At 49.6% G+C, this 25,916-nt stretch carries 18 protein-coding genes and 8 pseudogenes; 10 read left to right on the top strand and 16 right to left on the bottom strand.

What is annotated here, in order from left to right; translation table 11 throughout:
- Window positions 1-771 precede the first annotated feature (771 nt).
- Together SYMBAF_RS17355 and SYMBAF_RS17350 are read left to right on the top strand one after the other, a co-directional pair.
- On the top strand, window positions 772-3,081 hold the full coding sequence (locus SYMBAF_RS17355) for an ATP-dependent nuclease (protein WP_040264751.1): 2,310 nt from the start codon (window positions 772-774) through the stop codon (window positions 3,079-3,081).
- Window positions 3,074-5,029, top strand: a complete 1,956-nt coding sequence (locus tag SYMBAF_RS17350; RefSeq protein WP_040264752.1) for a UvrD-helicase domain-containing protein — start codon at window positions 3,074-3,076, stop codon at window positions 5,027-5,029. Before SYMBAF_RS17355 ends, SYMBAF_RS17350 begins: the two co-directional genes overlap by 8 nt.
- A 396-nt stretch (window positions 5,030-5,425) precedes the next feature.
- On the opposite strand, the pseudogene SYMBAF_RS17345 reads toward SYMBAF_RS17350, so the two are convergent.
- The 4 genes and pseudogenes from SYMBAF_RS17345 to SYMBAF_RS17335 form a co-directional block, all read right to left on the bottom strand.
- Window positions 5,426-5,686: pseudogene (locus SYMBAF_RS17345) on the bottom strand (IS481 family transposase); the annotation flags it as partial.
- A 300-nt stretch (window positions 5,687-5,986) separates the two neighbouring features.
- Window positions 5,987-9,700 carry a S6 family peptidase gene (locus tag SYMBAF_RS17340; protein WP_082026898.1) on the bottom strand — a complete coding sequence of 1,238 codons (3,714 nt, stop codon included), beginning with the start codon at window positions 9,698-9,700 and terminating at the stop codon, window positions 5,987-5,989.
- 288 nt (window positions 9,701-9,988) lie between these two features.
- A pseudogene (locus SYMBAF_RS18045) lies at window positions 9,989-10,117 on the bottom strand (recombinase family protein); the annotation flags it as partial.
- A gap of 169 nt (window positions 10,118-10,286) precedes the next feature.
- A pseudogene (locus SYMBAF_RS17335) lies at window positions 10,287-11,207 on the bottom strand (IS5 family transposase).
- Window positions 11,208-11,741: 534 nt separating this feature from the next.
- Here SYMBAF_RS17335 and SYMBAF_RS17330 point away from each other — a divergent pair.
- Window positions 11,742-14,042, top strand: coding sequence for an autotransporter outer membrane beta-barrel domain-containing protein (locus tag SYMBAF_RS17330; RefSeq protein WP_152609078.1), 2,301 nt, complete (start codon window positions 11,742-11,744; stop codon window positions 14,040-14,042).
- A gap of 95 nt (window positions 14,043-14,137) precedes the next feature.
- Here SYMBAF_RS17330 and SYMBAF_RS17325 read toward each other — a convergent pair whose 3' ends face one another.
- The 5 genes and pseudogenes from SYMBAF_RS17325 to SYMBAF_RS17305 form a co-directional block, all read right to left on the bottom strand.
- Window positions 14,138-14,293, bottom strand: a complete 156-nt coding sequence (locus SYMBAF_RS17325; protein WP_160289786.1) for a hypothetical protein — start codon at window positions 14,291-14,293, stop codon at window positions 14,138-14,140.
- 151 nt (window positions 14,294-14,444) lie between these two features.
- Window positions 14,445-14,799: pseudogene (locus tag SYMBAF_RS17320) on the bottom strand (transposase); the annotation flags it as partial.
- A 12-nt stretch (window positions 14,800-14,811) separates the two neighbouring features.
- Window positions 14,812-15,980 (bottom strand): IS3 family transposase gene (locus tag SYMBAF_RS17315; RefSeq protein ID WP_152609001.1). Its coding sequence is split into 2 segments (ribosomal slippage): window positions 14,812-15,731 and window positions 15,731-15,980, totalling 1,170 coding nucleotides; the frame shifts between segments, so codons are not numbered across the junction.
- Window positions 15,981-16,171: 191 nt separating this feature from the next.
- Window positions 16,172-16,795 carry a recombinase family protein gene (locus SYMBAF_RS17310; protein ID WP_040264753.1) on the bottom strand — a complete coding sequence of 208 codons (624 nt, stop codon included), beginning with the start codon at window positions 16,793-16,795 and terminating at the stop codon, window positions 16,172-16,174.
- A gap of 196 nt (window positions 16,796-16,991) precedes the next feature.
- Window positions 16,992-17,078, bottom strand: a pseudogene (locus SYMBAF_RS17305) (IS6 family transposase); the annotation flags it as partial.
- Between the two features lie 355 nt (window positions 17,079-17,433).
- Between SYMBAF_RS17305 and SYMBAF_RS17300 the strand changes: the two are divergent.
- From SYMBAF_RS17300 to SYMBAF_RS17285, 4 genes are read left to right on the top strand one after another with little or no spacing between them, the layout of a single operon-like run.
- On the top strand, window positions 17,434-17,775 hold the full coding sequence (locus SYMBAF_RS17300) for a cupredoxin domain-containing protein (RefSeq protein ID WP_052447713.1): 342 nt from the start codon (window positions 17,434-17,436) through the stop codon (window positions 17,773-17,775).
- A gap of 4 nt (window positions 17,776-17,779) precedes the next feature.
- Entirely contained in the window at window positions 17,780-18,592 is an 813-nt protein-coding gene (locus SYMBAF_RS17295) for an FTR1 family iron permease (RefSeq protein WP_040264755.1), read from the top strand.
- Between the two features lie 26 nt (window positions 18,593-18,618).
- Window positions 18,619-19,140, top strand: a complete 522-nt coding sequence (locus SYMBAF_RS17290) for an iron transporter (RefSeq protein WP_040264819.1) — start codon at window positions 18,619-18,621, stop codon at window positions 19,138-19,140.
- A gap of 46 nt (window positions 19,141-19,186) precedes the next feature.
- The gene (locus SYMBAF_RS17285; RefSeq protein WP_040264756.1) at window positions 19,187-20,128 is read left to right on the top strand and encodes an RnfABCDGE type electron transport complex subunit D; all 942 of its coding nucleotides are present in this window, start codon (window positions 19,187-19,189) and stop codon (window positions 20,126-20,128) included.
- Window positions 20,129-20,228: 100 nt separating this feature from the next.
- On the opposite strand, the gene SYMBAF_RS18660 is transcribed toward SYMBAF_RS17285, so the two are convergent.
- The 3 genes and pseudogenes from SYMBAF_RS18660 to SYMBAF_RS17275 all read right to left on the bottom strand — a co-directional run.
- Window positions 20,229-20,417, bottom strand: coding sequence for a hypothetical protein (locus tag SYMBAF_RS18660; protein WP_419789510.1), 189 nt, complete (start codon window positions 20,415-20,417; stop codon window positions 20,229-20,231).
- Window positions 20,418-20,446: 29 nt separating this feature from the next.
- A pseudogene (locus tag SYMBAF_RS18040) lies at window positions 20,447-20,545 on the bottom strand (IS5/IS1182 family transposase); the annotation flags it as partial.
- Window positions 20,546-20,882: 337 nt separating this feature from the next.
- A pseudogene (locus SYMBAF_RS17275) lies at window positions 20,883-20,984 on the bottom strand (IS5/IS1182 family transposase); the annotation flags it as partial.
- 218 nt (window positions 20,985-21,202) lie between these two features.
- Here SYMBAF_RS17275 and SYMBAF_RS17270 point away from each other — a divergent pair.
- The 3 genes and pseudogenes from SYMBAF_RS17270 to SYMBAF_RS18035 form a co-directional block, all read left to right on the top strand.
- Window positions 21,203-21,367, top strand: a complete 165-nt coding sequence (locus SYMBAF_RS17270) for a hypothetical protein (RefSeq protein WP_160289787.1) — start codon at window positions 21,203-21,205, stop codon at window positions 21,365-21,367.
- A gap of 120 nt (window positions 21,368-21,487) precedes the next feature.
- Window positions 21,488-22,807: an IS4 family transposase gene (locus tag SYMBAF_RS17265; RefSeq protein ID WP_040263633.1), complete on the top strand. Its 1,320-nt coding sequence runs from the start codon at window positions 21,488-21,490 to the stop codon at window positions 22,805-22,807.
- Between the two features lie 80 nt (window positions 22,808-22,887).
- Window positions 22,888-23,133, top strand: a pseudogene (locus SYMBAF_RS18035) (Tn3 family transposase); the annotation flags it as partial.
- A gap of 440 nt (window positions 23,134-23,573) precedes the next feature.
- Here the strand turns inward: SYMBAF_RS18035 and SYMBAF_RS17255 are convergent.
- The 4 genes from SYMBAF_RS17255 to SYMBAF_RS17240 all read right to left on the bottom strand — a co-directional run bounded on the left by SYMBAF_RS17255 (window position 23,574) and on the right by SYMBAF_RS17240 (window position 25,916).
- Window positions 23,574-23,801: a hypothetical protein gene (locus tag SYMBAF_RS17255; protein WP_082026901.1), complete on the bottom strand. Its 228-nt coding sequence runs from the start codon at window positions 23,799-23,801 to the stop codon at window positions 23,574-23,576.
- Window positions 23,802-24,411: 610 nt separating this feature from the next.
- The gene (locus tag SYMBAF_RS17250; RefSeq protein WP_040264757.1) at window positions 24,412-24,837 is read right to left on the bottom strand and encodes an antirestriction protein; all 426 of its coding nucleotides are present in this window, start codon (window positions 24,835-24,837) and stop codon (window positions 24,412-24,414) included.
- A gap of 196 nt (window positions 24,838-25,033) precedes the next feature.
- A complete protein-coding gene (locus SYMBAF_RS17245; protein WP_040264758.1) occupies window positions 25,034-25,255 on the bottom strand; it encodes a hypothetical protein in 222 nt (73 codons plus the stop codon).
- A gap of 16 nt (window positions 25,256-25,271) precedes the next feature.
- A complete protein-coding gene (locus tag SYMBAF_RS17240; protein WP_040264759.1) occupies window positions 25,272-25,916 on the bottom strand; it encodes a DNA methyltransferase in 645 nt (214 codons plus the stop codon).

Here is a 25,916-nt window from a genome sequence, read left to right as displayed (position 1 = left end):
TCGAGCCTTGGCCCGCGCCTAACATTACCGACTTTCCTTTCTTGCACGCTTTCGCGTGGTCAGATGCTGACACCTTGGGTGCCGGGCAGGCTATCCCCTGCGCGTTGCACAGCGAAATTCCCGCTTTTAAGCCCCCCTGCCCCTGACTTCATCGTTTTTCTACGTCAAGCTCACCCATCCTGACGATTTGTTATGCCATTAATTTCGGCGAGAGGGTCTGCCGTTAAACGCAGACGCCATTAACTTCGAAGCCTTGTCCTTTTTCATGTTAATTTCGAACGTTAATTCTGAACAAAACATGCTTTCTAAAGAAAGAGTACCTTAAGCCTGACAACGCAGGCTTTGAGGTACCTCCCTTCGCTACGCTCAGGGCAAGATGACCAATTCAAAATCAGTGGAAAAACGAAGAATTACCGCTATATTTGGCAGGCATGGCTGTAAGAAAGGTGTACACGCGCGTAAGCGGCCCTAACGGCCCGCTAACGCGGAGATACGCCCCGACTGCGGCTTACAGCCTTGTCGTGACCACTCCGACCGCGCACAGAAACTCTTTTATCGCTGGAAGCGGGGTTGGCTCAACAGGGCAAGGGATGGGATAGGTGATACCTATCAACACTGAACCGGCTACGCCGGGCGACCGGCGACCCCCACCTTCAGAGAGCTTTGCAACGACCGCTGTCGCCTGCATTTTTTAGCTCGAACGCTGATACTCCACAGCCAAATTTTGTTGACCACTACACTATAAATTCTAAAAATCAGCGGAGGGTTTTCGTGCATCTTCACTCGTATCGCCTCAGGAACTTTCGACGCCTAAAGGATGCTCATATTGAGCTGGCTAACGATATCTCAATATTCGTAGGATCAAATAACAGCGGAAAAACATCAGCAACTCAAGCGATCCATGCGTTCATTACGGGTGGAAGGGATCGTTTCAGCCTTTACGATTTCAGTTCCTCATGCTGGAAAAATTTTGATGAAGGTGGAAATATCGACTTGGCAGCCCCAATCCCCGAGGATTTCTCCTTTCCAAGCATAGATCTCGATCTTTGGTTAGAGGTTGCAGCACCAGACCTCTATCTAGTGATTCCCTTGCTTCCGAGTACAGAGTGGGAAGGTACTAAGGTTGGCATACGAGTTTCCCTGACCGCGAAAAGCCCCACTAACCTCATTAAAAACTTTCAAGAAGCTAAAGCCAAGGGGACTGCGCAGGCAGCAGAACTACCGCCCGATTCGCAATACATTCCTTGGCCTCGCTCCATGACGGACTATCTCCAGCGCGAACTCCAGAGCGAATATGAGTTGCGGTACTTCATTTTGGATAGCAAGCAATTTGATAAGACCCTCCGTGAGATCGGCGATTACGTTCCAGATGAACTAGGCGGAGAGCCAGGCGGCGGAACAATTCTAAAATCTCTTATTCATATCGACAATCTGGGGGCGCAACGACACCTTGCTGATCCTAATCCGGAAGCAGGCGGAAGATCAGAAGACCTGTCAAAGCGTTTGAGCCGCTTCTACAAACGCAACCTTAATCAGAGACAAGACGATCACATAGCCCTCCAGGCGCTGTTCAACTCTGAGCAAGCGCTCAACATTCACTTGGATGGCGTATTTAAGCCGATGCTTGATCGGCTCGCCAAGCTTGGCTATCCGGGTGTCAATAACCCGCGACTGAAGATAATGTCAGCACTAGACCCCGCCCACGTCATGAGCCAGGATGCACGAGTTCACTATCAGATCGGAGATGGCGAAGACACCGCTACCCTTCCTGACAGTTATAACGGCCTAGGATTCAAAAATTTGATCTACATGGTCGTGGAAATTCTAGACTCTCAAGCCAGGTGGGAGGCGATGCATAATCGCCCTCCATTGCACCTGCTTTTTGTTGAGGAGCCAGAGGCCCATCTACACGCCCAACTTCAACAGGTCTTCATCCGCAATATTCTTGAACTTCTGAAAATAGAGAGCGACGACGGAAGCATTTTTGGCAGTCAGATGGTCATAACGACCCACTCGCCACACATCCTTTACGAGCGAGGCTTCAAGCCGATTCGCTACTTCCGACGCAAAAAAATTGGCAGGGAACAGCTGACGGAAGTCCTAAATCTATCGGCGTTCTACCAATCCCAACCAGATGACCGTGATTTTTTAGAACGATATCTGAAGCTGACGCATTGTGACCTATTTTTCTCAGATGCAGCTATTCTCGTTGAAGGCAACGTTGAGCGACTGCTCCTCCCTGTCATGATTCGGAAAAGCGCGAAGACTCTCCGCTCAGCCTGCCTATGCATTTTGGAAGTCGGCGGTGCCTTTGGGCATCGCTTCCAGTCGCTCATTGAGTTTCTCGGTCTGACAACCCTAATCATCACCGATATTGATAGTGTTGCCCTTGTGGCTCAGGCGGCCGACGATGCTGTGGATGACGAGGAAATCGAAGAGTTTGAGGTTCCAGCCGACGCGGAAGACTATGCCGCAGGGCAGGCCCGGGACAATGGGCAAGATCCAGTCGGTGAACCGATGGTTCCAGCACCTAAGAAGAAATATGGAAAGGCCTGTTTACCAAGTAAACCGGGTGCCGCAACGTCGAATCAAACCCTCATCAAATGGCTTCCGGGGAAGCTCACAATCGAAGACTTGCGTAACGCATCTGAAGCGGACAAAACTCACGTGCTTGAAGACGATGCGAAGGTTCGCGTTGCCTATCAGATTGAACGGGCTATCACTTGGAATGAAGTTACCGAAACCCTCTGCGGGCGTACGCTAGAAGAAGACTTCGGCCTCGAAAATCCGGAGTGGTCCCAAGCCATAACGAGGAAACCTTTAGGCTTGATTGTGAAAGCCAGATCCGCTAGTCCTGCTGCTCTTGCCAAAGGTCTTCATCAGAAGGTTTCGCGGAAGAGTTTCGATAAAACGAAGTTCGCGCTCGCCGTTCTCACTGAAGACGAGGAAGCGTGGCATGTTCCGGCTTACATCCGTGATGGGCTTGTCTGGCTGAAAGACGAAATACGGATCGAACTCGAAACCGTGCTGCCCGACCTCATCAACGAAGAAGATATTGTGACAGGAGGCGAGCATGAGTAGCCGGGCGAACAAGCCGGATACCCAAGCCGACATGGACCTGCGGAACTGTCTTGGAAACGTTCCACCGCGTAGCTTCATTATGAAGGCAGGTGCTGGTTCAGGAAAAACTACGTCGCTGATTAAGGGCCTGTCATCGGTCATCCAAATACACGGTGATAAGCTGAAGAAGACCCGTCAGCGTATTGCCTGTATTACCTATACCGAGATTGCGGCCGGAGAGATTTGGAGGGACGTCGGCAGTGACCCTCTGGTTCACGTCTCAACGATCCACAGCTTTATGTGGCTGCTCGCTAAGCCTTTCCAGAATGATATTCGTGTCTGGGTGTCTGGGCGCATCGTGGAAAAAATTGAGGCACTTGAAGAAAAACGGGCAACCTATGGCCCCAGGGTTCAACAGCGCACGAAGGATAAGGACGTCCGAGATTTGGAGCGCCTCAGTCGGCAGTCGGAACGGATCGCTACAGTCAAAGGGTTCCGATACGGAACAGGTAGCAACTACGCAAAGGGTATTCTTGGTCATGACGACATTCTGAAACTCGTCTCCTACCTTATTTCCGAACGCCCTCTCTTCCGAACCCTTCTCGCACGCCAGTTCCCGTTTGTCTTTGTGGACGAGAGTCAAGACACTACCACTGCGGTCGTGCAAGCTTTGAAGGTCGTTGAGCGTGAACCCGGAGTGACACTTTGCCTCGGCTTCTTTGGCGATCCGATGCAACGAATATACGTTACAGGGACTGGACAAATTGAAGCAGAGCCTACGTGGGCTGATATACCGAAATCTGAAAATTTCCGGTGTTCAACTAAGGTTTTAAACCTCGCGAATGCTATTCGCCGTGATGGTGATGACCTCGTTCAAACCCCTGGCCAGCGTTTAGGTCCTGAAGGATTAGTTCCTACCCCTGAAGGATCGGCACATCTTTTTATTTTGCCTGCGGACGAAACACGGGACGCCAATCTGGTTCGTGTACGTGAATGGATGGCGGCAAGAACCGGTGACGATTTTTGGCGATCAGGTGATGATGACCAAGAGCGGGTGAAGCTTCTCGTCATTGTTCACCAGATGGCCGCAAGGCGCTTAGGGTTTGGAGACCTCTATTCTGCGCTCAACTCTAGAGCTCCGTCAGCATTCAAAGATGGGTTTTTAGACGGCTCTGCATGGCCAATTTCATCGTGTGTAAAGTTTTTGATCCCGATCGCTATCGCTCATACCAATGGCCAACAACTTGAAGTGATGCGATTGATCCGAGAGTATTCACTTCTTCTTGATAAAGAGTCTCTTGTTGGGGCGAGCGTGGCGGAGCGCCTTAAAGTACTCGGCGAACTTGTTGCTTCGATCACAGCAGGCGTAGCGGGACATTCCGGAGCAACAATCGGCGATCTTCTAAAACAAGTAAATTCCTCCGATTTACTAGTCCTTGACCCTAGGTTGGTATCGTATCTGGATCAAAATGCAGTTCTGCCATTTCAGCCCGAGCCCGAAGCTGGCGAGAACAATGACGACGATGTTCAGGAAGACGATGAATCTGATAAGGAAATGGCTGCAATGGATGCTTTTCTGGCATGCCCTGCTAGCCAGCTTTTGCCATACCATACCTACATTTCGGAGCGTTCTCCTTTTTGGACTCAGCAAGGCATAAAAGGCGCTGAGTTCGATAGGGTACTTGTTGTTCTGGATGACGCCGAAAGTAACCATTTCCAATTCTCCTACGAGAAGTACCTCGGTCTTGAGGAGCCCTCAGATAACGACCAGAAACATATCGATGCTGGCGAAGAAACAACTATGGATCGAACGCGCCGGCTTTTCTATGTTAGCTGCACAAGGGCGTTAAAAGACTTGGCGGTTGTTCTTTTTACCGCCGATCCTGAACAGGCAGTGGCTCATATACGGCAGCTTGATCTTTTTGAAGATGAAGCCATCCACACTCAAGGTGTTTTCGAGACGGCATAAATGGGGTCCGCTTGGAAAAGGGGTTTGACGCTCAACAGAACGGTTTCACACGTTAAGGATTTTTTTCCGATAAATCATAATAATATGGACAGTAAATACCAGGGTAGAAATGAAGTCTTTTAAGTCGGAAAACGGCAAATAGTGTACACGCATGCCTATTAATCGATTTTTCAGACGGTTTTCTCGCCTAAACGTGAGTTTTCGTTCGACTGAGCATTAGACCCTTGAACGGACCGATATGCCCGCAGTAGCCGCAGCGGCTTCCTGGGTAAGACCTTTATTACGTTGAGTCATGTAAAAACTGACCTGCCTGATATTCAGCGCCACAATCTCTCCCTTGAGGGAAAAAACAGGACGCCAAGGTTACAAACAGGCCAGAGTAATTGTCGCCTAATAATCAACGTACGTCTGCTGATAAATACGTCCGACGCCCTTCAGGTTCCCCACGTAGAACGTATCCTGAGAGCCCAGATAACCCGGATGAGCGGTTTCAATTTCGCCACAGACCTCGTCATCACTGGCTTTACGTTCCAGTGCTGCGATCTGGCTGTCAGTCAGTTCGATACCCTCACGAGCCACTTTCTCTTCCAGTGCTTTCAGACGCTTTTTGAAGTTTTCAAGATTGTGGCGCAGCCAGACAGAACGAACGCCACTTCCTGGACCAGCGGTAGCATTTGAACAAAGATTTACGGTTTCGCGCTATTGCTGGCCTGGTATACCCCCGATAAGAGGGTTGCGGTATCTTTTCTATCAAAACTCATGCAGGCCGGGACAATTGAGAATTTTGTTTTGAGAATGGATTTTGAGTATCGTAACATGTTGATATTACAATATGAACAGAGACGCAGTTTAGGTTCTCACAAATCCTCGTTTTAGTAGCGCCAATGGTTGGCAGTTATCGCAGTTACCCGGTCGTTACCCAAACCGTAAGTTTCTGCGCTAATGCTCCCGCTGATCCTAGAAGCGATAATTAATGCCGATAATGCCGCTATAGTCAGTTTTAAATGTCCTGCCGAAGCTGTTTTTAACTTTTACACTGGCTGACAAGTTGCGATTGAGGCTCCCTTCTATGCCCAGATGTGTATTGTAGCGGTTGTCAAACCAGGGTGCATATTGATGGTTTGCTCTATGGTCTGAAAGAGTAATCCTTGAGCCATTTCCTTCCGGGGAATACTGATACTCAATCCCCGCAGTTAGCGTTATATTTTTATAGCCTTGCCATAGCCCCTTTTTTTGCACCAGAATGCCATTGGTACCGTAATAAGGGGTTGCCGAACTGAGAGAGACCACTACATCATTGCCTTTCAGAGAATAACCAGAGAGCACACCAACACTGACCCCGATATAAGGTGAAATTAGCAATGTGTCATCAGCTAAACTGAACTGATACCCTGTTCTTGCGCTACCAGCTAGAATGTGAGTATCGCGTGTTGCGCCGTTAACACCTAGCATAGGGTCAAGGGTTAGTTCCTGATTCAGATACATATAGTGGCTAGCGGTGTCAACAAACCATCCCTCACGCGGCTGCCATGAGTAATATACACCTGCTGTTGCCAAGTGGTGATTCTCCTTGCCGTTCCCTTTAACCTGACCTTGCGTGTAACTGGCGCTGATGCCGAATATCTGCATATCACTCTTTTCATCCCAGCCCACATTCAGGGTCTGCTGGTTCGTACTGAGATCAAAGAAACGGCCTTTGCTGTGTTCAACAGTAACCCATTCCCCGTTATTCTGCGGTGCTATACGAAGCAGGTTTGAACGGTCATAAAGTTGAGTGAGGGCTTCACTGAAAATATACTGACGCGATGCCATCATCGCGCGTGTACTTTGGATCAACGGCTGATTATCCTGAACAGTAAACCACTTATCTGGATTGAAAGTCGGCTCTTTATCGAGTTCATTTTCATTGTTTTTCTCAAGTATCCATAACACACGATCCGACTCATCTTTTACCTGGTACTTTGGCGTGTAAATGCTGAAGCCACTAAAAGTACTAGCAAATGTGAAGTAGTCATGTGTAGTACCGACTGGCGCATCAACTATCACCAGATCCTGTTTCAGAATGACCTGTTGCCCGGCATCTACCATAAGCGCCATATCTAACAGGTTACTGCTGCCAGTTGCCGATTTTTTAATGAGTAGCCTATCATTTTCTGCCATGGAAGGCTTTATACCCATGCTTATCGTCAAGCCAGACGCATCAAGGGAATCGATTTCAAGCGTTTTTGCAGACCAACGCCCCATAGGCACCATCGACAGTAAAGCGCCGCTCTCGGCCCTTAGACTGCTGACGTTACTATTGCCCATCATTTCCCAGTAAGCATTAGGATCCAGCGTCATGCTGGAGCTACCGGATGATGCAACAGTCCCCTGATAACGTACTTTACCGAGGTACAGGCTGGCGTTACTGGCCAGTTGAATATCACCCGTCACGGTACTAGCGGGCAGTAGCGCCAATGCCTCTGTGTCACGTATCGGCTGACTACATGTGACATTATTTCTATAGATAACCGAATAACAACGCCAGCTCTTTTCATCCGCCTGTTTGCTGTCATTGTAACCCAACGAGAGTCGAGCCGATTCATCCGCAATGATATCTGCAGTCACGCTGGCATATTCACCAACCTGGAAAACCCCCTCTTTATCTACTCTGATCTGGTTAGCCCTGAACAAGGATGTTGACCAGTCGTCTTCAATCACTTTACCACCCGCGTGAGCAATAGGTCGTCCAGAGAGAAGCACTGTTCCACTTCCAACATTGAGGTTGCCAGCTATATTCATACCGCCCGTCAGGTCTGTAAGCGCCGTATTTCTAACAGTACGTATCGTAACGTTCATTTTACCATTATTTTTACTCTCATCTGTTTCGCCCAGAAAACCGCGAAAAACCTGTTGGTCTAGTTGTGTTAATCGGTACTCGACGGCCGCATCAGGATCGGTTCCTAGGTAAGTCCAGGTTGATGTACTGCTTTTATTTGTAGGGAAATACCCGTATGAACTGGTGTTCAGTTGAAAATACTCGGTATCTTTGGTATATGGGTTGTCATAAACATAAATTGAACCCGGCGTTCCCTTATTGTTATTGCCATCCCACCGGTTAAAGGGGACATCTTCGGGAGTAAAGCCCGTGATAGCAAGATTTGCCACTTCATGACCATTGTGGTTAACCAATGTCGCACCGCTATCGGTATGGTTGATCATTTTGAAGTTCAGGGCGTTACCATTCAGATCCAGCATTCCGCCACGATAGCCAAAATTGATGTTGCTGGTAGCCACTTGATCTGCATCATTCAACACCACTGTCGGGCGACCACTTACCAACGTGACCGATGAAAAGGCCTGTTTATGTCCGGCTGCGTCGGCCTGCTGATCGAGGACGACCGTACCCGCACCGACGTTGAGGCTTCCTGGATTGATACCTTTAGCATTCACATGCAGTGTTCCCTCACCGATTTTATGCAGCGCATCCTCGGATAACCCATTTACCTGCCAAAGAACCTCTTTACCTGCATCAACGTCAACCCCCCCTCCCGCCCACGTGGCCTCTGCCCCACCGGCTGATTTTAGCGTGTAATTATTCGAAAACTGCAGCTTACCGGCCCCTAGGTTGATGGGGGCGCTGAGTTCGATCACTCCTCCAGTACCGTTAAAGTGTAAGTCTTTCGTGGCATCCAGTTCTTCGTCAGTTGCTACTGAGGGGGCCTGTCTGTTATAGGCACTACTCAATCCCTCCCATGACCAGGCGCTTCCATTCTGGGTAATCGCGTCCTGACCCCAGATAAGTACTCCATCATCCACGGTGTCAGTAACCTCTGGTGTGGTGTTTGCCGTTGTGATGCCCTGAATATAGCCATCAGGTATGTACTCCCAAAAGGTAAGACTGTTATAAGCATCTGTGTTAGTACCTGCATGCAGAACGCCTGCAATTTTCCATCGCTTGTCCACCTCGTCGTACACTATGATAGGACTCCCACTGTCGCCTGCCATTGAACCAATGGATAGGGGTGAGGTGAGAGGACTATCTGGGCCATAGTCTGGCGCACGTAGGGTACCGGAAGGAAAGGTCACGGCAGCGGTATTAATCGTTCCCCCGCTGACCCATTTGTAAGCATCGCTCAGGACAATACGCCCCGTTTGATCGTCATTGACCTGACTCTGCCTGCCACCACCCACGCGCGCGTACCAAGAATAGCGGGAAGTATTGCCTTTACGAATTTCAGATTTATTTACAGCCTCAATGGGAACAGCGTCCGTAACCACTTTACTTAAACGTGGCAGATGAAAATCTATATCTGAATCGGTTGAATTGTTACGGTTTATTAGTTTGTAAGAGGTAGCGTACTGAGCGCCATTGCCGAAAGATACCGTTTTATAGCCGGTGTTATGTCGAACACTGGCTATGTAAGAAGGAGCTACTAGCGTGCTAATACCAGTGGTCACGACCATGCCAAAATCTGGCATGGGAAAGTCAAGGTATCCTGATAAGGAGCCATCTTTCTTATAAACGGGAATATGCATAGAGCCGACCGAATACTTTCCCAAATTTTCGCCAAAGTCACGATAATCCTGCACCTCAATATCATGCCTCATGATGCCTGAATATGCGGAGGGATAATAAATGGAGGTGCAAAGTAATAATGTATTGAGTCTTAATCTAAAAAAGGATTTCATATGTTTTACTAAAAAATAGTCCCGTTAAAAAATTTACATGACTCTCTGAGTAAATCGCGGCTTTTCATTGAACACCTGATGGTTTTTTTCCGCAGTGTACTTGAAACTATACCAGAAATATTCGTCTTTCTGATGGACGTTAGTATAATATTTTTATTATATCTAAACATTCAGATATTTCATTGATAATGCCTAGTACGTACCGACCTGACTTAGGACAAATTTGGACTCTGTCGCATTAAGGCGTTGTTAGATAAAATGTTTTTTATGTTGTTACCTGCCCATGTCTCTCATTCGAAACGCTTTCATTTCCAGACCAGGCCTCTGCCGGTTTGACCCCGTTAGCCCTTTGTCAAGGTAAATCCGGTCCAGGGAGACGCCCAGTCTTACCAGCGCTTCCTGTTGGGCGGTAAAATCCGGGTTCTACGCCGGAAACCCAGAAAATTCCGTCACCAAAGCTATGACCATCTGATTTGTAAGGCAGTCCCAGCCGAAACTAGCTGCAAAAAAATCCAGGTTTTGGGCGTACACCGGCTTTGTTGAATAAATCGGATTTAGATAAAAGCGCCTCCCGTCACTGACCTACTCAGGCAATCCGCACACTTTCTGGCATCCCTGCACGCGTCATTTTGTTTAAGGCACGGATCATGCCATAGCCTCACCAACCTGCGCATCGTAGTCACGCAGCGTCAGGTGCCCACCGAACAGTTGTTTAACCCGGTACATCGCCGTTTCGGCCACCGACCGCCGGTTATAAGCCGTGTGCCATTTCCAGTAAGCATTGCTCCCGGTAAGCCTCTGCCTGGCCACCGCCTGATTTCTGTCCGCATACTCCGCCGCCCAGTAACCCGCCCGGGTTCGCGGCGGGATAAGTGCCTTGATTTTTTCGCCGCAGCTCGTCATGGCAAAGTTTTGTGTCATAAGCGCCATCGGCAGAAGCGACCTTAACTTTCCGGTGGGTCTGACGAATAAGTTCCGGGAATGCCTCTGCGTCAGTCACATTATTCAGTGACAGGTCAGCGCAGATAACCTCATGCGTACCGGCGTCCACCGCAAGGTGCAATTTCCGCCAGACGCGGCGCTTTTCCTGACCGTGCTTTTTCACCTTCCATTCGCCTTCACCGAAGACTTTTAAGCCGGTGGAATCGATAACGAGATGGGCAATCTCGCCGCGCGTGGTGTTTTTGAAAGGGATACAGACAGACTTAGCCCGCCTGCTGACGCAGGAATAATCTGGGCAACGGAGCGGGAGCTTCATTAAGGTAAAAATGGAATCAATGAATCCCTGAGCGGTGCGTAGTGTGAGGTGAAAGACGCGTTTGAGCATCAGTACGGTGGAAATAGCGAGCTCAGAATAGCGTTGAGGACGACCACGTGAAGACGTGTTGGGGTCGTCATACCAGGCCTGAATGGCCGACTCATCAAGCCAGAATGTCAGTGAGCCCCGATTGATGAGCGCCTTGTTGTAGGTAGCCCAGTGGGTGATTTTGAACTTTTGTTTTGCCACGGGATATCGCTGCAGGATCAGGAGTGTGGTGATCTGATCCTGACTACGGCCAAAAGTTCGATTTATTCAACAAAGCCCCTTCAACTCCGAAAAAGTTCGATTTATTCAGCAAAGCCACTAATATTGTACTACTGGAAGTGAGACACACTTAAGCTCAGACCATATTCTGGGATGATTATTCACAGATGCGGCGGGTAAGTCGGTAGGTTAGGTAGACTACCCGAGCACCTCATTCAGGCCAAGAGCAGCGGTAATATAATAGCAATCACTCCAGACATAAGGATATTTTAGGGCTTATTTATATCCTATTAAAACCTATGATATCCACATAAAATAAGTTTTATTTGGAGGTGTTACTTGAATTATTATCCCCCACCAGAATTACCTAATAGTGCTTATTACTCTGTAGCAGGCGGGATAGCACATATTACTCCAGGAACCACTAGAAATAAGGATATTATAAGGTACCTAGTTAACGTAAGAGGTGGGCAAGGCTTGCCATTTATAGCAACAGATGAGGAAGATATACCCGTCGTGAATCTAAATGGTAATTCGGGGTTCAATATCCTCGCCCCTCTCGAGTCGAACTACAAACAGTTCACCACCACCAGTTGTACTGTCTGTAAAGTAGAGAGAAGTCCACAGAATTTGGTGTCACAAGGAGCGGTGTTTTACCACATTAGCAATACCGGGGGCCTCACCGACTTTTATAACCAGATGGGGCATTTTTCCGGCGATGCCGCTATGTTGTATAACGAAGGTACGATAAGTGGCACCCTGCAAAATGAAGGCAGCGCCACGGGGGCTGACGCTGAGATTTGGAACTCCGGAACACTCAATATAATTTCAAACTCTGATACCGGTATGATAGAAGGCAAAACAGCCGCTATCATCAACCTGAGCGACGGATATATTGGGAGTTTGACGAATAATGGTACGCTATCCGGGGGGCAATACGCGGCAGTCAACCAGGGTCAGCTGGATAGCCTGACCAATACAGGAACAATGACTGGCGGTATCATCAACTATGGCACCATTACCGGCAATGTTGCGCTTGGTAGTGCCAAGCTGATTTTCGCAGGTGACAGTGCAAAAGTTGGTGGGGTTATTTCCTGGAATGGTGATAAGGATGTCAGTGTTGGCCATGGCAGTAAGGTGGCCGTGGGTGATAACACTGAATCAGCGTCATACACAGCGGATGGTTCGGTCTACGCGGATAATATTGCTGTGGCATCAGGCAGCACACTCATCGTATCGCAAGAGGCCGATTGGCATGCACTGGCTACGCAGGACGATGCTTTCAGTAACGCGGGCACCCTGGTGATGAACAGCGACAGTATCCTGAGCGGTAATCTAACCAATAGTGGCACCCTGATAATGGGTGACCAGCAATACCTGAGTGCAACTCTTTCCGGGGATATGGTGAATAGCGGGAAAATTGTACTTAACCCTACCAGCTATAGTGCCGGTAATACTCTCACCATCAATGGAAACTATACTGGGACTGAAGGTAGCGTCATCTCGTTGGGCAGCGTACTGGCCGATGATGACTCCCTGACCGACAAACTGGTCATCACCGGTGACACTACGGGCAGCAGTATCCTAAACATTTTCAATGAGAATGGTTCAGGGGCACAGACGCTGAGAGGTATTCAAGTGGTATCCGTAGGGGGCAAATCCGATGGTATTTTCATCCTGGGCAACCGCGTAGTGGCCGGCGCCTATGACTATAGTTTGCATAAAGGCAGCCTGGCCGACCCGGCTGACGACAAGGGCTGGTATCTGACTAGCGCCATCCCACAGCCCAATCCCACTGTTCCGAACGAACCCACTGTTGTCGTGCCGTTAACGCCAGATTTACCGGAGGATGCGGAACCAGCGCTAATGGTACGTCCGGAAACAGGTGCCTATACGGATAACTTGAAGGCATCCCGCTCACTCTTTAATGTCTCACTGCACGACAGATCTGCGGGGATCCACACAACCTCAATGTGGATACGTAACGAAGGTGGACGAAATAAGACCGAACTGTCTGATGGACAGAATACGACAACAGCCAAACGCTATGTCATGCAGATCGGTGGCGACGTTTTGACGTGGGAGTCAGGGAAGGGCGGTAAGGCCGTGCTGGGCGTCATGGGTGGCTATGCCGTCCAACATGGTAGCACGCACAACCACCTTACCGATCATGGCGCAAAGAACAGTGTGAGTGGTTACAGTACTGGGCTTTACGGGACCTGGTATCAGAACTGGTCTGACAAATCCGGTTTGTTCATAGACAGTTGGCTACAGCATGGCTGGTTCAACAATGAGGTGAAAGGGGAGGATTTATCACCGGAGACTTACAAAAGTCGCAGTCTGAGCGCCTCACTTGAGATCGGCTACAGCCAGCATCTGGCTACCTTTTTGACCCAAAAGGAAAGAGAAAACAGCATCTGGTTGCAGCCGCATGCACAGGTTATCTGGGTGGGCGTCAAGGCGAATGACCACACCGAGCAGAACGGTACAGATGTCCAGGGTACCGGCTCAGACAACGTGCTAACGAGGCTGGGCCTGCGGGCGTATCTGGATAACAGAAGCCTAAAAGACAACGATAAGGCGAATTTCCGGCCTTTCATTGAAGCAAACTGGGTTTATAACAGTAAAAATGACGGGGTGCGGATGAACGATGAGCAGGTTGGTGTGGATGGCGGACACAATACGCTTGAGATGAAAGCGGGTGTAGAAGGAAAACTAAACCGCAACTTGAGTGTATGGGCAAGTGTGACCCAACAACTGAGTGGTAAAGGCTACAATGATACTGAAGGTACCTTGGGCTTGAGGTATCGGTTCTAGAACTTTTAAGAGATTCCCCGCCTTTATTAAGGACGGGGAGTTTTTAAAGAACACTCAAATTTTTGTTAAAGCGCAGAAAGCCATGCTAATAATCATTAACTCTCAACACAATACCAGGTGCCATCAATCTCCTTCGGAACTTCGTCGCCGATGCAGAAGATAGGTACAATCTCTTCTTCGGCATATGCAGCAGCAGACAACACAGAGCTAGCAAGCAATATGACAGTTATTAATTTTTTAAAAGTACTCATAAAAACCCCGCATTAAATTACAAGGATAATAAGTTTTTTATAGTGTAGCACAATGATTGATAATTTTATTTATATCTAAATTTTACATCCGTTACGCGGCTTTGTTGAATAAATCGGATTTAGATAAAAGCGCCTCCCGTCACTGACCTACTCAGGCAATCCGCACACTTTCTGGCATCCCTGCACGCGTCATTTTGTTTAAGGCACGGATCATGGCCATAGCCTCACCAACCTGCGCATCGTAGTCACGCAGCGTCAGGTGCCCACCGAACAGTTGTTTAACCCGGTACATCGCCGTTTCGGCCACCGACCGCCGGTTATAAGCCGTGTGCCATTTCCAGTAAGCATTGCTCCCGGTAAGCCTCTGCCTGATTTCTGTCCGCATACTCCGCCGCCCAGTAACCCGCCCGGGTTCGCGGCGGGATAAGCGCCTTGATTTTTTTTCGCCGCCGCTCGTCATGGCAAAGTTTTGTGTCATAAGCGCCATCGGCAGAAGCGACCTGTAGTGGATGTAGTGGTCAACTAAAACTGGCCACCGCGTTAGAGTTTTTCCAGTATCGGTTTTCCGATTCGTTTGGTGGTAACCCACCGTTATATTCATGCGGCCTGAGCGCGCTGTAATACCCAACGATATAGTCCGTTATTGCGTGGGCTGCATCGCTGAAGTTTATGTAACCCGTCACCGGTACCCATTCGTTCTTCAGACTCCTGAAGAAGCGCTCCATTGGGCTATTATCCCAGCAGTTTCCACGCCGACTCATACTCTGTCTGATCCGATACCTCCACAGTGACTGCCGGAACTGTCTGCTTGTGTAATGGCTGCCCTGATCGCTGTGGAACATCACTCCGGCTGGTTTTCCCCGGGCCTCCCACGCCATCTCCAGCGCTTTGATGGTCAGCCTGCTGTCCGGTGAGAACGACATTGCCCAGCCCACCGGTTTTCTCGCGAACAGGTCGAGAACAACGGCGAGGTAGGCCCAGCGCCTGCCTGTCCAGATATAGGTCACATCGCCACACCACACCTGATTAGGCTCTGTCACTGCGAACTGCCGCTCAAGGTGATTCGGGATAGCGATGTGTTCAAGGCCACCGCATTTATACCGATGAGTGGGCTGTTGACAACTGACCAGCCCCAGCTCTTTCATGAGCCTGCCGGCGAGCCATCGTCCCATCCTGAAGCCCTTCATGGTTGCCATAGTTGCGATACTCCTTGCGCCAGCAGAGCCATGGCTGACGCTATGCAGTTCCAGTACCTGGCTGCGTAATACAGCTCGTCTGCCATCTGGTTTTTCAGGACGGTTTTTCCAGTATTTGTAGCTGCTGCGATGAACCCCGAACACGTGGCAGAGTGTGACCACCGGATAATGCGCTCTGAGTTTCCCGATTATCGAGAACTGTTCAGGGAGTCTGACATCAAGAGCGCGGTAGCCTTTTTTAATATTTCGTTTTCCATTTCAATACGTTGTATTTTTTTCCTCAGCTCACGTATTTCAATTTGTTCAGGAGTAATGGGAGAGGCTTTAGGTATTTTTCCCTGCCGCTCATCACGCAACTGCTTCACCCATCGCGTCATTGTGGAAAGGCCGACATCCATAGCACTGGCTGCATCTGCCACGGTGTAGTTCTGGTCAACGACCAGTTGAGCGGATTCGCGTTTGAACTCTGCACTGAAATTTCTTTTTTTCATTGAAGCACCTGTAATGTCCTGAGGTGAGCATATCACCTCTGTTCAGGTGGCCAAATTCAGTGTGCCACTACAATAAGTAATGTGATGCATCACATTATTTATCCGGTATTTGCCTGTCTGACGGGATTTTTAGCGATTTGGGCGTGGAACCCTAACTGGTATATCGAACAATCCTTGGTGAATGCTCTGAATCACGAATTCTTTTGCGACTGATGGATTGCCCAGATGCGTTTGACCTGACTGATGCTGCATCCAGCCAGCGTTGCTGTACGTTCAATTGTTAGCCCGGACTGCCGGAGGGTAATGATACGTTCGTGGGTTACGAGGTCGGCCTTTCTGCCTGCGTACTTGCCTGCGACTTTGGCGAGTTGAACTCCCTGCCGCTGTCTTTCACGTCGTATTTCGTAATCATCGCGGGCAGTCTGAAGAGCAACTTTCAGTAACAGCTCCTGAACAGATTCAAGGACAATACGAGATACACCATCATTTTCTGCCACGAGTTCGGACAAATCCACAATGCCGGGAATGGCCAGCCGGGCACCTTTGTCTCTAATGGAAGCAATCAGTTTTTCAGCTTCAGGAAGAGGGAGGCGGCTGATACGGTCAATTTTTTCAGCTATCACCACATCGCCTGGCTGAAGATCGGCAATCATACGGAGAAGCTCTGGTCTGTCAGCCCTGGCTCCCGATGCTTTTTCCCGGTAAATGCCCGCGATATAGAAACCACTGGCCACGGCCATCTTCTCGATACCTGCCTGGCGGGTTAAGTCCTGTTCAGCTGTGCTGACTCTTTCATAGATGCGAGCAATTTTCATTTACGATAGCCAAAATGAGTATAGTTAATTTGGCTATCGTAAAAGAGGTGGCTAAAAATGGCAACCCACGATGTAAATTGGCTATTTTATTTTTGGCTATTTAAAATGACCGATTAACGGCGTTTAGTGTTTCATTACTTCCAAAACCCCAATGGTTAACACTGACACCGCGCTCAGCCAGCATCTCCTACATTTAGCGGTAACTGATGCCGTATTTGCTGTACCAGCGTACCGCCCACAGAATAATGTCACGACTGAAATGTCGGTCTTTGAATACATTCATGGCTAGCGTTACTGGCAAAAATGGTAGCAATACCTATCAGCACGGCTGATCTTAGCAGCAGTGCTGAATTTCTAACACTCCCTAAATTTCAATTTAAACAATGAATTATCTCCTTAACGTACGTTTTCGTTCCATTGACCCTCAAACCCCTACGTGAACGTCACCAGAAAGTCCTGTACTACCGGCAGGTAAAAAGCTCAGTGTCCGCGAAACCGCCGATGCGGCAGGTTGCAGGGCTTCGCAGGTTTGTCGCATACAGGCTCTTTATAAGAGTCAAATGATAATGATTTTTACTTGTCAACATCTCATACATGGAGGCACACTAACGCAGATTTGCATTTATGGATTGATTAAGATGAACGTATTGCTGGCTGTGGGCTTATCACTGCTCTGTTTTTCCCTACCTTCTGTCGCTGAAATATCAGCACGCACGATTATGTCATTAACGCTGAATGATAGCGGCTTCTCACCAACGGAGCTGACTGCTCCCGCCGGTAAGAAACTGCTCATCCGAATGACAAACAGAAGCAGCAGGGTCGCCGAACTGGAAAGTTATGATATGAAATTTGAGAAAATAGCACCACAGGGAAACACTGTTTCAGTCTTTGCCGGCCCCCTTCGTCCCGGTAAATATCGCTTTTTTGATGATTACAGTATCTCTGGTTACAGCGGTTGGCTGACGGTCAGGGAGGAATAAATCTATGCTTGCTGCGCTAATCATTGTTTTCAGAGAGGTATTGGAAGCCGGATTAATTATTTCGGTTATTCTTGCCGCCTGCAAGGGCGTCCCTGTCCGTAAACACGTCCTGGCGGGCGTGTTGGCTGGTATGGGAGGGGCCGTTATCATGGCATCATTCACTGATTACCTGGAAAGTATGCTGGACGGACGGGGACTGGAGATATTCAGCGCAAGCGTTCTGCTGCTTGCCGTTTTGATGCTGTCGTGGCAGGTATTGTGGATATCTTCCAGCGGAAAACGCTACGCCAACTCCTGTTACCGGGAAGCGGAGAGGCTGATAGCAGAAAAACAGGGTTACTATTCCATCGCTATCCTTGTTGCTCTCACCGTGCTGCGCGAAGGTGCAGAGATTGTTCTGTTTCTTTACAGCCTGTCCCTGACAGCCACGGGGAGCGCTGGCGTTGGCATGCTTGTCGGCGGTATTACCGGAGTACTGCTCGGGATACTTGTTTCATGGAGCGTATATTCGGGACTGGTACTTATCTCCTTACGGACAGTTTTTGCCGCCAGCAATCTTCTCCTAATGTTTATTGCTGCAGGGCTTGCCAGTCAGGCAGCCGGTATTCTTGCCAGCGTGGATGTGTTACCGATGCTGGGATGGCAGATATGGGATACCTCATTCCTTCTTTCTGACAGCAGTTGGGCCGGTATTCTTTCTCATACCCTTCTAGGATATACCGCAACACCATCAGGAATACAGTTTTGCGCATGGTTTCTTGTTTTTGTCGGTATTTTTTTCCTGCGTTTTTATTTGCTCCACCGAGAGCAGCATTAATTAATAAAATGGAGATTGTTCGCTTTATGAAAATGAAAGTAATAGCCGGTATGTTGATAATGGGTGGTCTGGCTGCCACAGAATGCGCTTTCGCAAAAGAATATCCGGTGGGAGGGCCAGTACAGAAAGAGGGTATGGAGATAGCCGCCTCTTACCTAGTGAATATTGAAACTGAGCCGATGCCTTCCTCAATGGTGATGGGAAAGGATGTCATCCATCTAGAGACCGATGTCCATGCCACACAGGATAACAAGTGGGGATTCCCACCTGATGCATGGATACCGTACCTGAGCGTGGATTATATGGTTCAGAAAGTAGGTGATGCTGACTTTATAGAGTTCGGTCAGATGTTGCCTATGTCAGCCGCCGATGGTGCACACTACGCCCACTCGGTGAAAATGAAAGGTCCGGGGACTTATAAGGTATTCCTGAAATATACCCCGCCGGATGAAAAAGGATATGCCCGCCATACGGACAAGGAAACCGGGTTGCCTCAATGGTTTTCTCCTTTTGTCGAGAAATTCACATTTACCTATCCCCAGAGCTGATATGGCCACCCGGCAGCACGCTTGTTGCTGCCGGGAACTGAGTTGTATGCATAAAAAACATATTCTAATTTTCCTTCTGTCCATCTCCGCAGTTCTTGTCTGCGGTTTTTCTGGTATTTATCATTCCGCTGCAGAGTCCCCCGGACATTCGTTACTCCGGTATGTGTCCGGCCAGATGGTGCCTTTTTTGTGCGCGATAGTGCTGGGGACGGTATTATCTGTGATGATTCTCCGTTGCGCAGGTATGACCAGTAACAGAAATAATTTAATTTGCTGCGGGCTAATTATTGCGGCTATCACTCCGCTTAGTACGCCTTTCTGGCTGATAGTCCTTGCCACTACTGGCGGTTTTATATTTTCCCGCATGACATTCAGGGCTGGCGGTATTACACATTCACTTAATGCGGCAGTCAGTGCCCGGCTGATTGTGTTCTTCTTCATGTTGCCACATTTAGTGCAAGGGATTAACCTGGCAGGAACCGATGGCTGGTCTGGTGCTACACCTCTGCAGGCCAGGAAAATATGCCAGGCAATACAGCATCCCTGTATTGCTTATCCGCTCAGCGAGCTTTTTGCCGGTCATTGGAATGGCGCGCCGGGGGAAGTACCTAAAACAGCGATTATGGTAGCAGCCATTGTATTACTCCTTTCCGGCCTGATACGACTGTCGCCGATGCTGTGGGGAATGCTGGGATTTTGCCTGGTCTGGTGTATATGCAAAGGGGGTGAGGCAGATGTGCTCCTTCAGCAGCTTTTGATGGGGAGCTTTATTTTTGCTCTGGTATTCATGCTCCGCAACCATTTTACCGGGCAGTTACCGGTAGGATATCAGTGCGTCCATGCATTTATTTATGGGGCACTATGTGTTCTGTTCAGAATTTACGGACCGTTTGCGGAAGGTACCTTGCTGTCACTTATTGCTGCACAGCTGATGACGGGGGTTTTGCTCGTATCTCATCGGCGCATTATGCGAATAAGCGATCCATGAATATGTTCATGCTCATAGAATGAGTTCTCATGGTATTATCGGGTCGCGCAAGGGAACTTCCCCCCTGCGCTCCCACGGAATCGGACGTGACAGTCTCCCGTCATCCGGCTCTTGTCGTTGACCGTTCACGCCGCGTACAAATTTCCCAGTGTGCAAACAGGCAGGGCTTAGCGCTCTGTATCCTTCTCAACCATTCATATCCCTGAGCCAGGCTACCGTGTACCCGCTTATATTTGCGGGCGACCCATTTCGCAAGGTGCAGATCTATATGACTGGCTATACAGTCCATCGCTGACCGATAAAAGCGCCCATAGTAATTAATCCAGCCTCGTCCAGCCAGAAAGTCATGGAGCCGCGGTTGATAAGCGCTTTGTTGTAGGTGTGCCAGTGGGTGATTCTGAACTTCTGCTTGGCCACGGGACTGCCTGCGTTGTCAGGGAATGCGTGATCTGCTCCTTCAACTCAGCAAAAGTTCGATTTATTCAACAAAGCCCGAATTAGGTTATCGTGTCAGTTTTCACATCCGTGAAATCCCTCCTCCTCAGCAAGACAGATTCGCCGCGCTGCGGATTGCCAGTCTTGCTTGACCAATACAGTTCTATCAGTTCGTTGATTTTAAGCTTCATCATCCTACCGGAGATAGATTGTCCCCGGCAGAACAATTCTGTCTGTTGGCTGCCTGAAAAGCAGGCAGCCAACGGCTTTGTTGAATAAATCAGATCCCAGGCGAGCGTCCCTGTAGCTGTTCGGATTTTCAGGCAATACGAACGCTTTCTGGCATACCTGCCTTCGTCATCTTGTTCAGGGCACGCACCATGGCCAAAGCCTCTTCTACCTGACCGTCGTAGTCTCGCAGCGCAGCGAATCTGTCTTGCTGAGGAGGAGGGATTTCACGGATGTGAAAACTGACACGATAACCTAATTCGTTATGCTCAAACTTGTGGCTTCAAAAGACCTATTATTGCCCTTGCTAACCGACATAGTAAATTTTGACTATAATTGATCTCTTGAGGAAGTGATTCCTCAAACATCATGTTACTAATCATCAATTAAATCAAAGAGGAACTTATTGTTATGAACAAATTTAGCAAATTACTCACTGCTATGCTGCTTGCTGGTTCCGCGTTTTCTGCTGCAACTGCTACTTCCTATGCTGTCCCTGCACCTATCCAATGCCAGACTGGTGAAATTGCTGCACTGGATCTTGCAGGCAAATGGATTTGCATTGTAGTTAAGTGATACTGAAATGACCAAAACTATAAGGCCTGCTTTAGCGTAATGCCGATCAGTTAAGGATCACTTGAACGATCCTACCTCTGTGTGAAAATCCGTAATCTCCCTGAGATTACGGATTTTTTTATGTTACTGAGTCAGGCGCTTGATGCCGTTCTTAAATTCTCTCCTAAAGAGTTTGCTGCACTGTCTGATTTGCTCTCACCTGAGCTTATCGATGAGTGCCTGGCTGATACCGGGGTCGTGACGCTTCGCAAGCGCCGTCTCCCCATGGAGATGATGGTCTGGGCTGTCGCCGGTATGTCCTTGTTCCGCTCATTTTCCATGAATCAGTTGGTTTCACATCTCGATATTATGCTGCCGGGTAAGCGTCCTTTTGTCGCACCCAGCGCCGTGGTACAAGCCCGTCAGCGGCTCGGGGAAGATGTGGTTAGACTGGTTTTCGAGAAAACACGCCAACTCTGGTTCGAGAAAACACCGTTATCCCACTGGAACGGTCTGACATTGATGGCTGTAGACGGCACTCTGTGGAGAACACCGGACACGCCGGAAAATGATGCTGCTTTTGGACGAACAGCTAATGAGTATGCCCAGTCCGACTGGCCACAGCTGCGTATGGTCTGTCAGATGGAAGTGACCAGTCATCTGTTATCCGGTGTGAGCTTTGGCAGCGTGTCAGAAACCAGCGAAGTTGACCTTGCCGCTCAATTGGCCGGGCAGACGCAGGACCACTCACTGACGATACTGGATAAAGGCTTCTATGCACTCGGGTTGCTTCACCACTGGTGGTCATCAGGAACAGAAAAACACTGGATGATCCCACTGCGCAAAGGCGCGCAGTATCAGGTGCGCGAGAAGCTGGGTGCAGGACATGAACTGGTCGAACTCAGCTTACCCCCTCAGGCCCGTAAGAAATGGAAAGATGCGCCTCAAACACTGACGGCGAGGTTGATAAGTAAAGAAATCAACGGAAAAACAATACAGATCCTGACGTCAATGTGCGATCCGTTACGTTACCCTAAAGCTGATATCGTTGACCTTTACGGGCAGCGTTGGGAAATCGAGCAGGGCTTCAGAGAAATGAAACAGCATCTGTTGCAAAATGAACTGACGCTGAGAAGCAGAAAGCCAGAGCTAATAAGACAGGAACTCTGGGGTGTAGTGCTGGCTTATAACCTGCTGAGGTTCATGATGGCACAGATGGCTTACAGCCTGAAAAACGTGGAGCCTTACCAGATAGGGTTTAAACAGGCTGCACTGTATCTAACAGCGCAACTGAGCATACTGCCAGCGGTGGCTCCGGGAAAGGTGCCGAAAGTGATGAATGAAATCCTGGCGATGGCTGAAAGCTTCGTCCTGCCAGCCCGACGGCAAAGACATTATCCAAGAGCGGTAAAAAAGAAGCCGCAACGTTACCCGTTGCGGCGTCCTCAAAAGCTTAACTGACAAGCATTAGGCTAAAAATGAGCATATTTCTCAATAACATTCAATATGATATCTAAATAAGGTGGGACTTTTGGAGGAAATGGGCGCGGAACCCCATGCAGGCTGCACTGGATCATTTACGTAACGAAGGCGAAACCATAAATGAAGAGGATGAAGACAGACTTTCACCACTGAGACACGCGCATATCAACATGCTGGGACACTACACGTTCACGCTTGCAGAGCTGGTAACAAAAGGTCAGCTATCCGGTTCATTGATGACTGGAGACTGTCACGTCCGGTTCCGTGGGAGCGCAGGGGGAAAGTTCCCTTGCGCGACCCGATAACCCCAAAATGCTCTACTTATAGAGATGGTAATAATGACAAAATTGAGCTTATAGACATTCTTGAAGGCATTGTTTCATTAGTCGATTGATCGTGACCTACGTTGCATAGCGGTGTGTCAGTTAAGCTTCTGTGCAACGTTATTGTGCTCAAAAAACGAGCTTAACGTACAATAATTTTCGATATCCAAACTGACCCCTAACAGGGAAATTTGTCTTCTGCCAGACTAACAGTGCACCTGTGATACAAAGTGAAAACCCGCTCACTCCGAGAGGTGGTCATCAGGAAATAGCGATCGGTTGCCTTGATGATGTCAAAGGTAATGCCCGTTTTTGAGGTCAGTTGTAGGGTCATTTTTGATTTACGCCCAGAGAAGTGTTTTTCCTGTGAAATGAGATAAAAAAACAGGGGAATGAAGCACGAATCATCACCTTTGAGGGCGTTAAGGAAGCCACTCGGCGATACACCAATCTATCCACACGGCCTCATCACTGGCGGCAACAGGCCAGCCATCAACGAGCCAGACCGCCAGTGAATCAAAATCACCCAGTTGGATGGACAGATACTCTGCATCTGCGGGTAATGCCGGCGACTCCAGGGTGCCGATAGCTCGCCCACCACAGGCGTGGCATACATGACAAAAAAGGTCATACACCTGGTCATCAGACAACCCGCCGTTTTTGAGTGCTGTTTTTTTCCCATATCTTTCAGAGCGTTCCTGAGCGGCCGCGTAAGGGGCTGACGAGAGATAACCACCGGTGAAATGAGCATGAACACACCCGACACGGCGGCACGCCGGGGCGTCCTTGATGTTCGCCGGTTAGCCGACGAACTGTGAAAAGCGGCGGCGGCACAGCCGCCTGCAAGCGTGTCTGTTGATGTTGGCTTTCAGACCCTAGCCTTAGGCCCGAAACCGCTTGCGGGTTCGGCGAGACTTGGCGGGCGCATGCGGACGGCTAGTCGAGTGGGGCTGATAACCGGCCAGATGGCCGATTACCGCAGGAAGCACCCGGTTTGGGGTGTTGTCTTTAGCAGTAGCATGAAAGAGCAGAAGCAAAACAGGCTTCACACACCACTCTTCAGCAGCTAGCAGGCACACATGCTATCCCGCACGGCACGGAGGGAAGGCGGCGAAGCCGCTCCCTCGGTTGCCGGCCGCCAAAGGCGGCCGGCAGGGTTTTTCTCGCACCAGAATTCACAAACAGACTGAGCGCTGCCGTACATGATTAACCTTCAGGTTGTTTATTCGGGCGGCATAGCCGCCCGCATTCGAATACCTGTCAGTCCAACGCGCGACAGATATCGGCCCGTTCCGGATGCATCTCGATATAACGCCAAAGCTGATCGGCCCGCTTCATAAGCAACCCCGCCTGTCCGGCATTACCATGAAAGTGCTGCAACCCGCATCGTCGATTAATCACCATTGCCGTCAACACGATACCGGCGGCGTCACCGCTGAGGGTATTGTCAAACCCGTTGTCACCATTGTTCAGATGCACCTGGTCGCAGTCAGGCGACATATAGCCGCCCCCTTCCGGCAAACGGATGAAGTGCCAGAAACCCCCGGTGTACAGCGGAAGATAGCGAGCAGCGAGGGAGTACACCTGCATTTCGGCGGGCAAAAAATCGTCACCGAACAGATGCGGCAAGAACGACAGACGATCGGACTCACACACGTGCAGTGTGATGGAACGAGCATGTTGCATGGAACTACCTCCAGAGTTTCAGGGTTCGCGGCACCGGCCGTCACCACACCGGCGTGGCAAAGGAAAAGGATTTAGAGATGTGTAGGGCAGGCTGGGCCTGCCCCTTGGCGGTTCAACGGACGCGGGGCGTTCGATGCGCCCTGGCGTCCGCAGGCTTGCAGCGAGACAACCCAGGCAGATTTCCCCTGCCTGTCGTTCAATCCTTGAAATGGTGCTCCAGTTCGTTAATCGTCTTGTAAATTTCGACGTAACGGTCGTGCGCGTCCCGCAGGATATGGCCGGCCAGGCGCTCGGCCAGCACATCACTGTTCCAGTAATACGTACTCACCAGGCCCCGCAATCGCAGGTGCAAATCGCACATGTCATTGGACAGCGCCGCAATCGCGGCGCTTAGAACTTCATTTCCGGTGAAATTCATCGCTGATTTTCCTCGTTTATGCCGCGCTCAGGGGGCGCATACGATGCAGCCGCTGCTGACCGATAGTGTGGTACTGCGCCAAAAGCTCAATACCGATATAGCGACGCCCTGCCCGAGCAGCGGCGACACAGGTAGAGCCGCTACCAGCAAAGGGGTCAAGGACTATCGCGCCGGGCTGCGTGAACGACTCAATCAGCGGTTGCAAAATGGACACAGGCTTTTCCGTTGGGTGGTGACGATTGCCCGTGTATTCCCAGGGCTGAACGTCAGAGCGCGGTTGTGCCGGCAGTGCCGGGCGTCCTTTCGCCAAAATGTACGCGCATTCATGCTGGTAGCCGACAAAAGCCGATTTCGAGGCGTAGGGCTTGGTGAACACCAGGTGACCCACAACGCGGAACCCGGTTTGCTTCCATGCGGCCATAAAGGTGTCTACCCGGCTCCAGCCGTAGAAACTCACCGCCAGACTGTCGGGCTTGAGCAACCGGAACATTTCACGGAACGCCGGCCGCACCCAGTCATCTTTTTTGTCATTGGCAATGCTGCGGCCACTGCGGTCGGTATAACCAACCAGATAAGGGGGGTCGGTCAAAATAAAATCAATGCTGTTGGCCGGATAGCCAGCCATCACCTGCACGGAGTCACCCAGGATATATCGGGACAT

This window comes from Serratia symbiotica (assembly GCF_000821185.2).
In the GTDB taxonomy this organism is placed as follows: domain Bacteria; phylum Pseudomonadota; class Gammaproteobacteria; order Enterobacterales; family Enterobacteriaceae; genus Serratia; species Serratia symbiotica.
The sequence above is the reverse complement of the archived record's forward strand: the minus strand, read 5'-3'. Positions and strand labels throughout refer to the sequence as shown.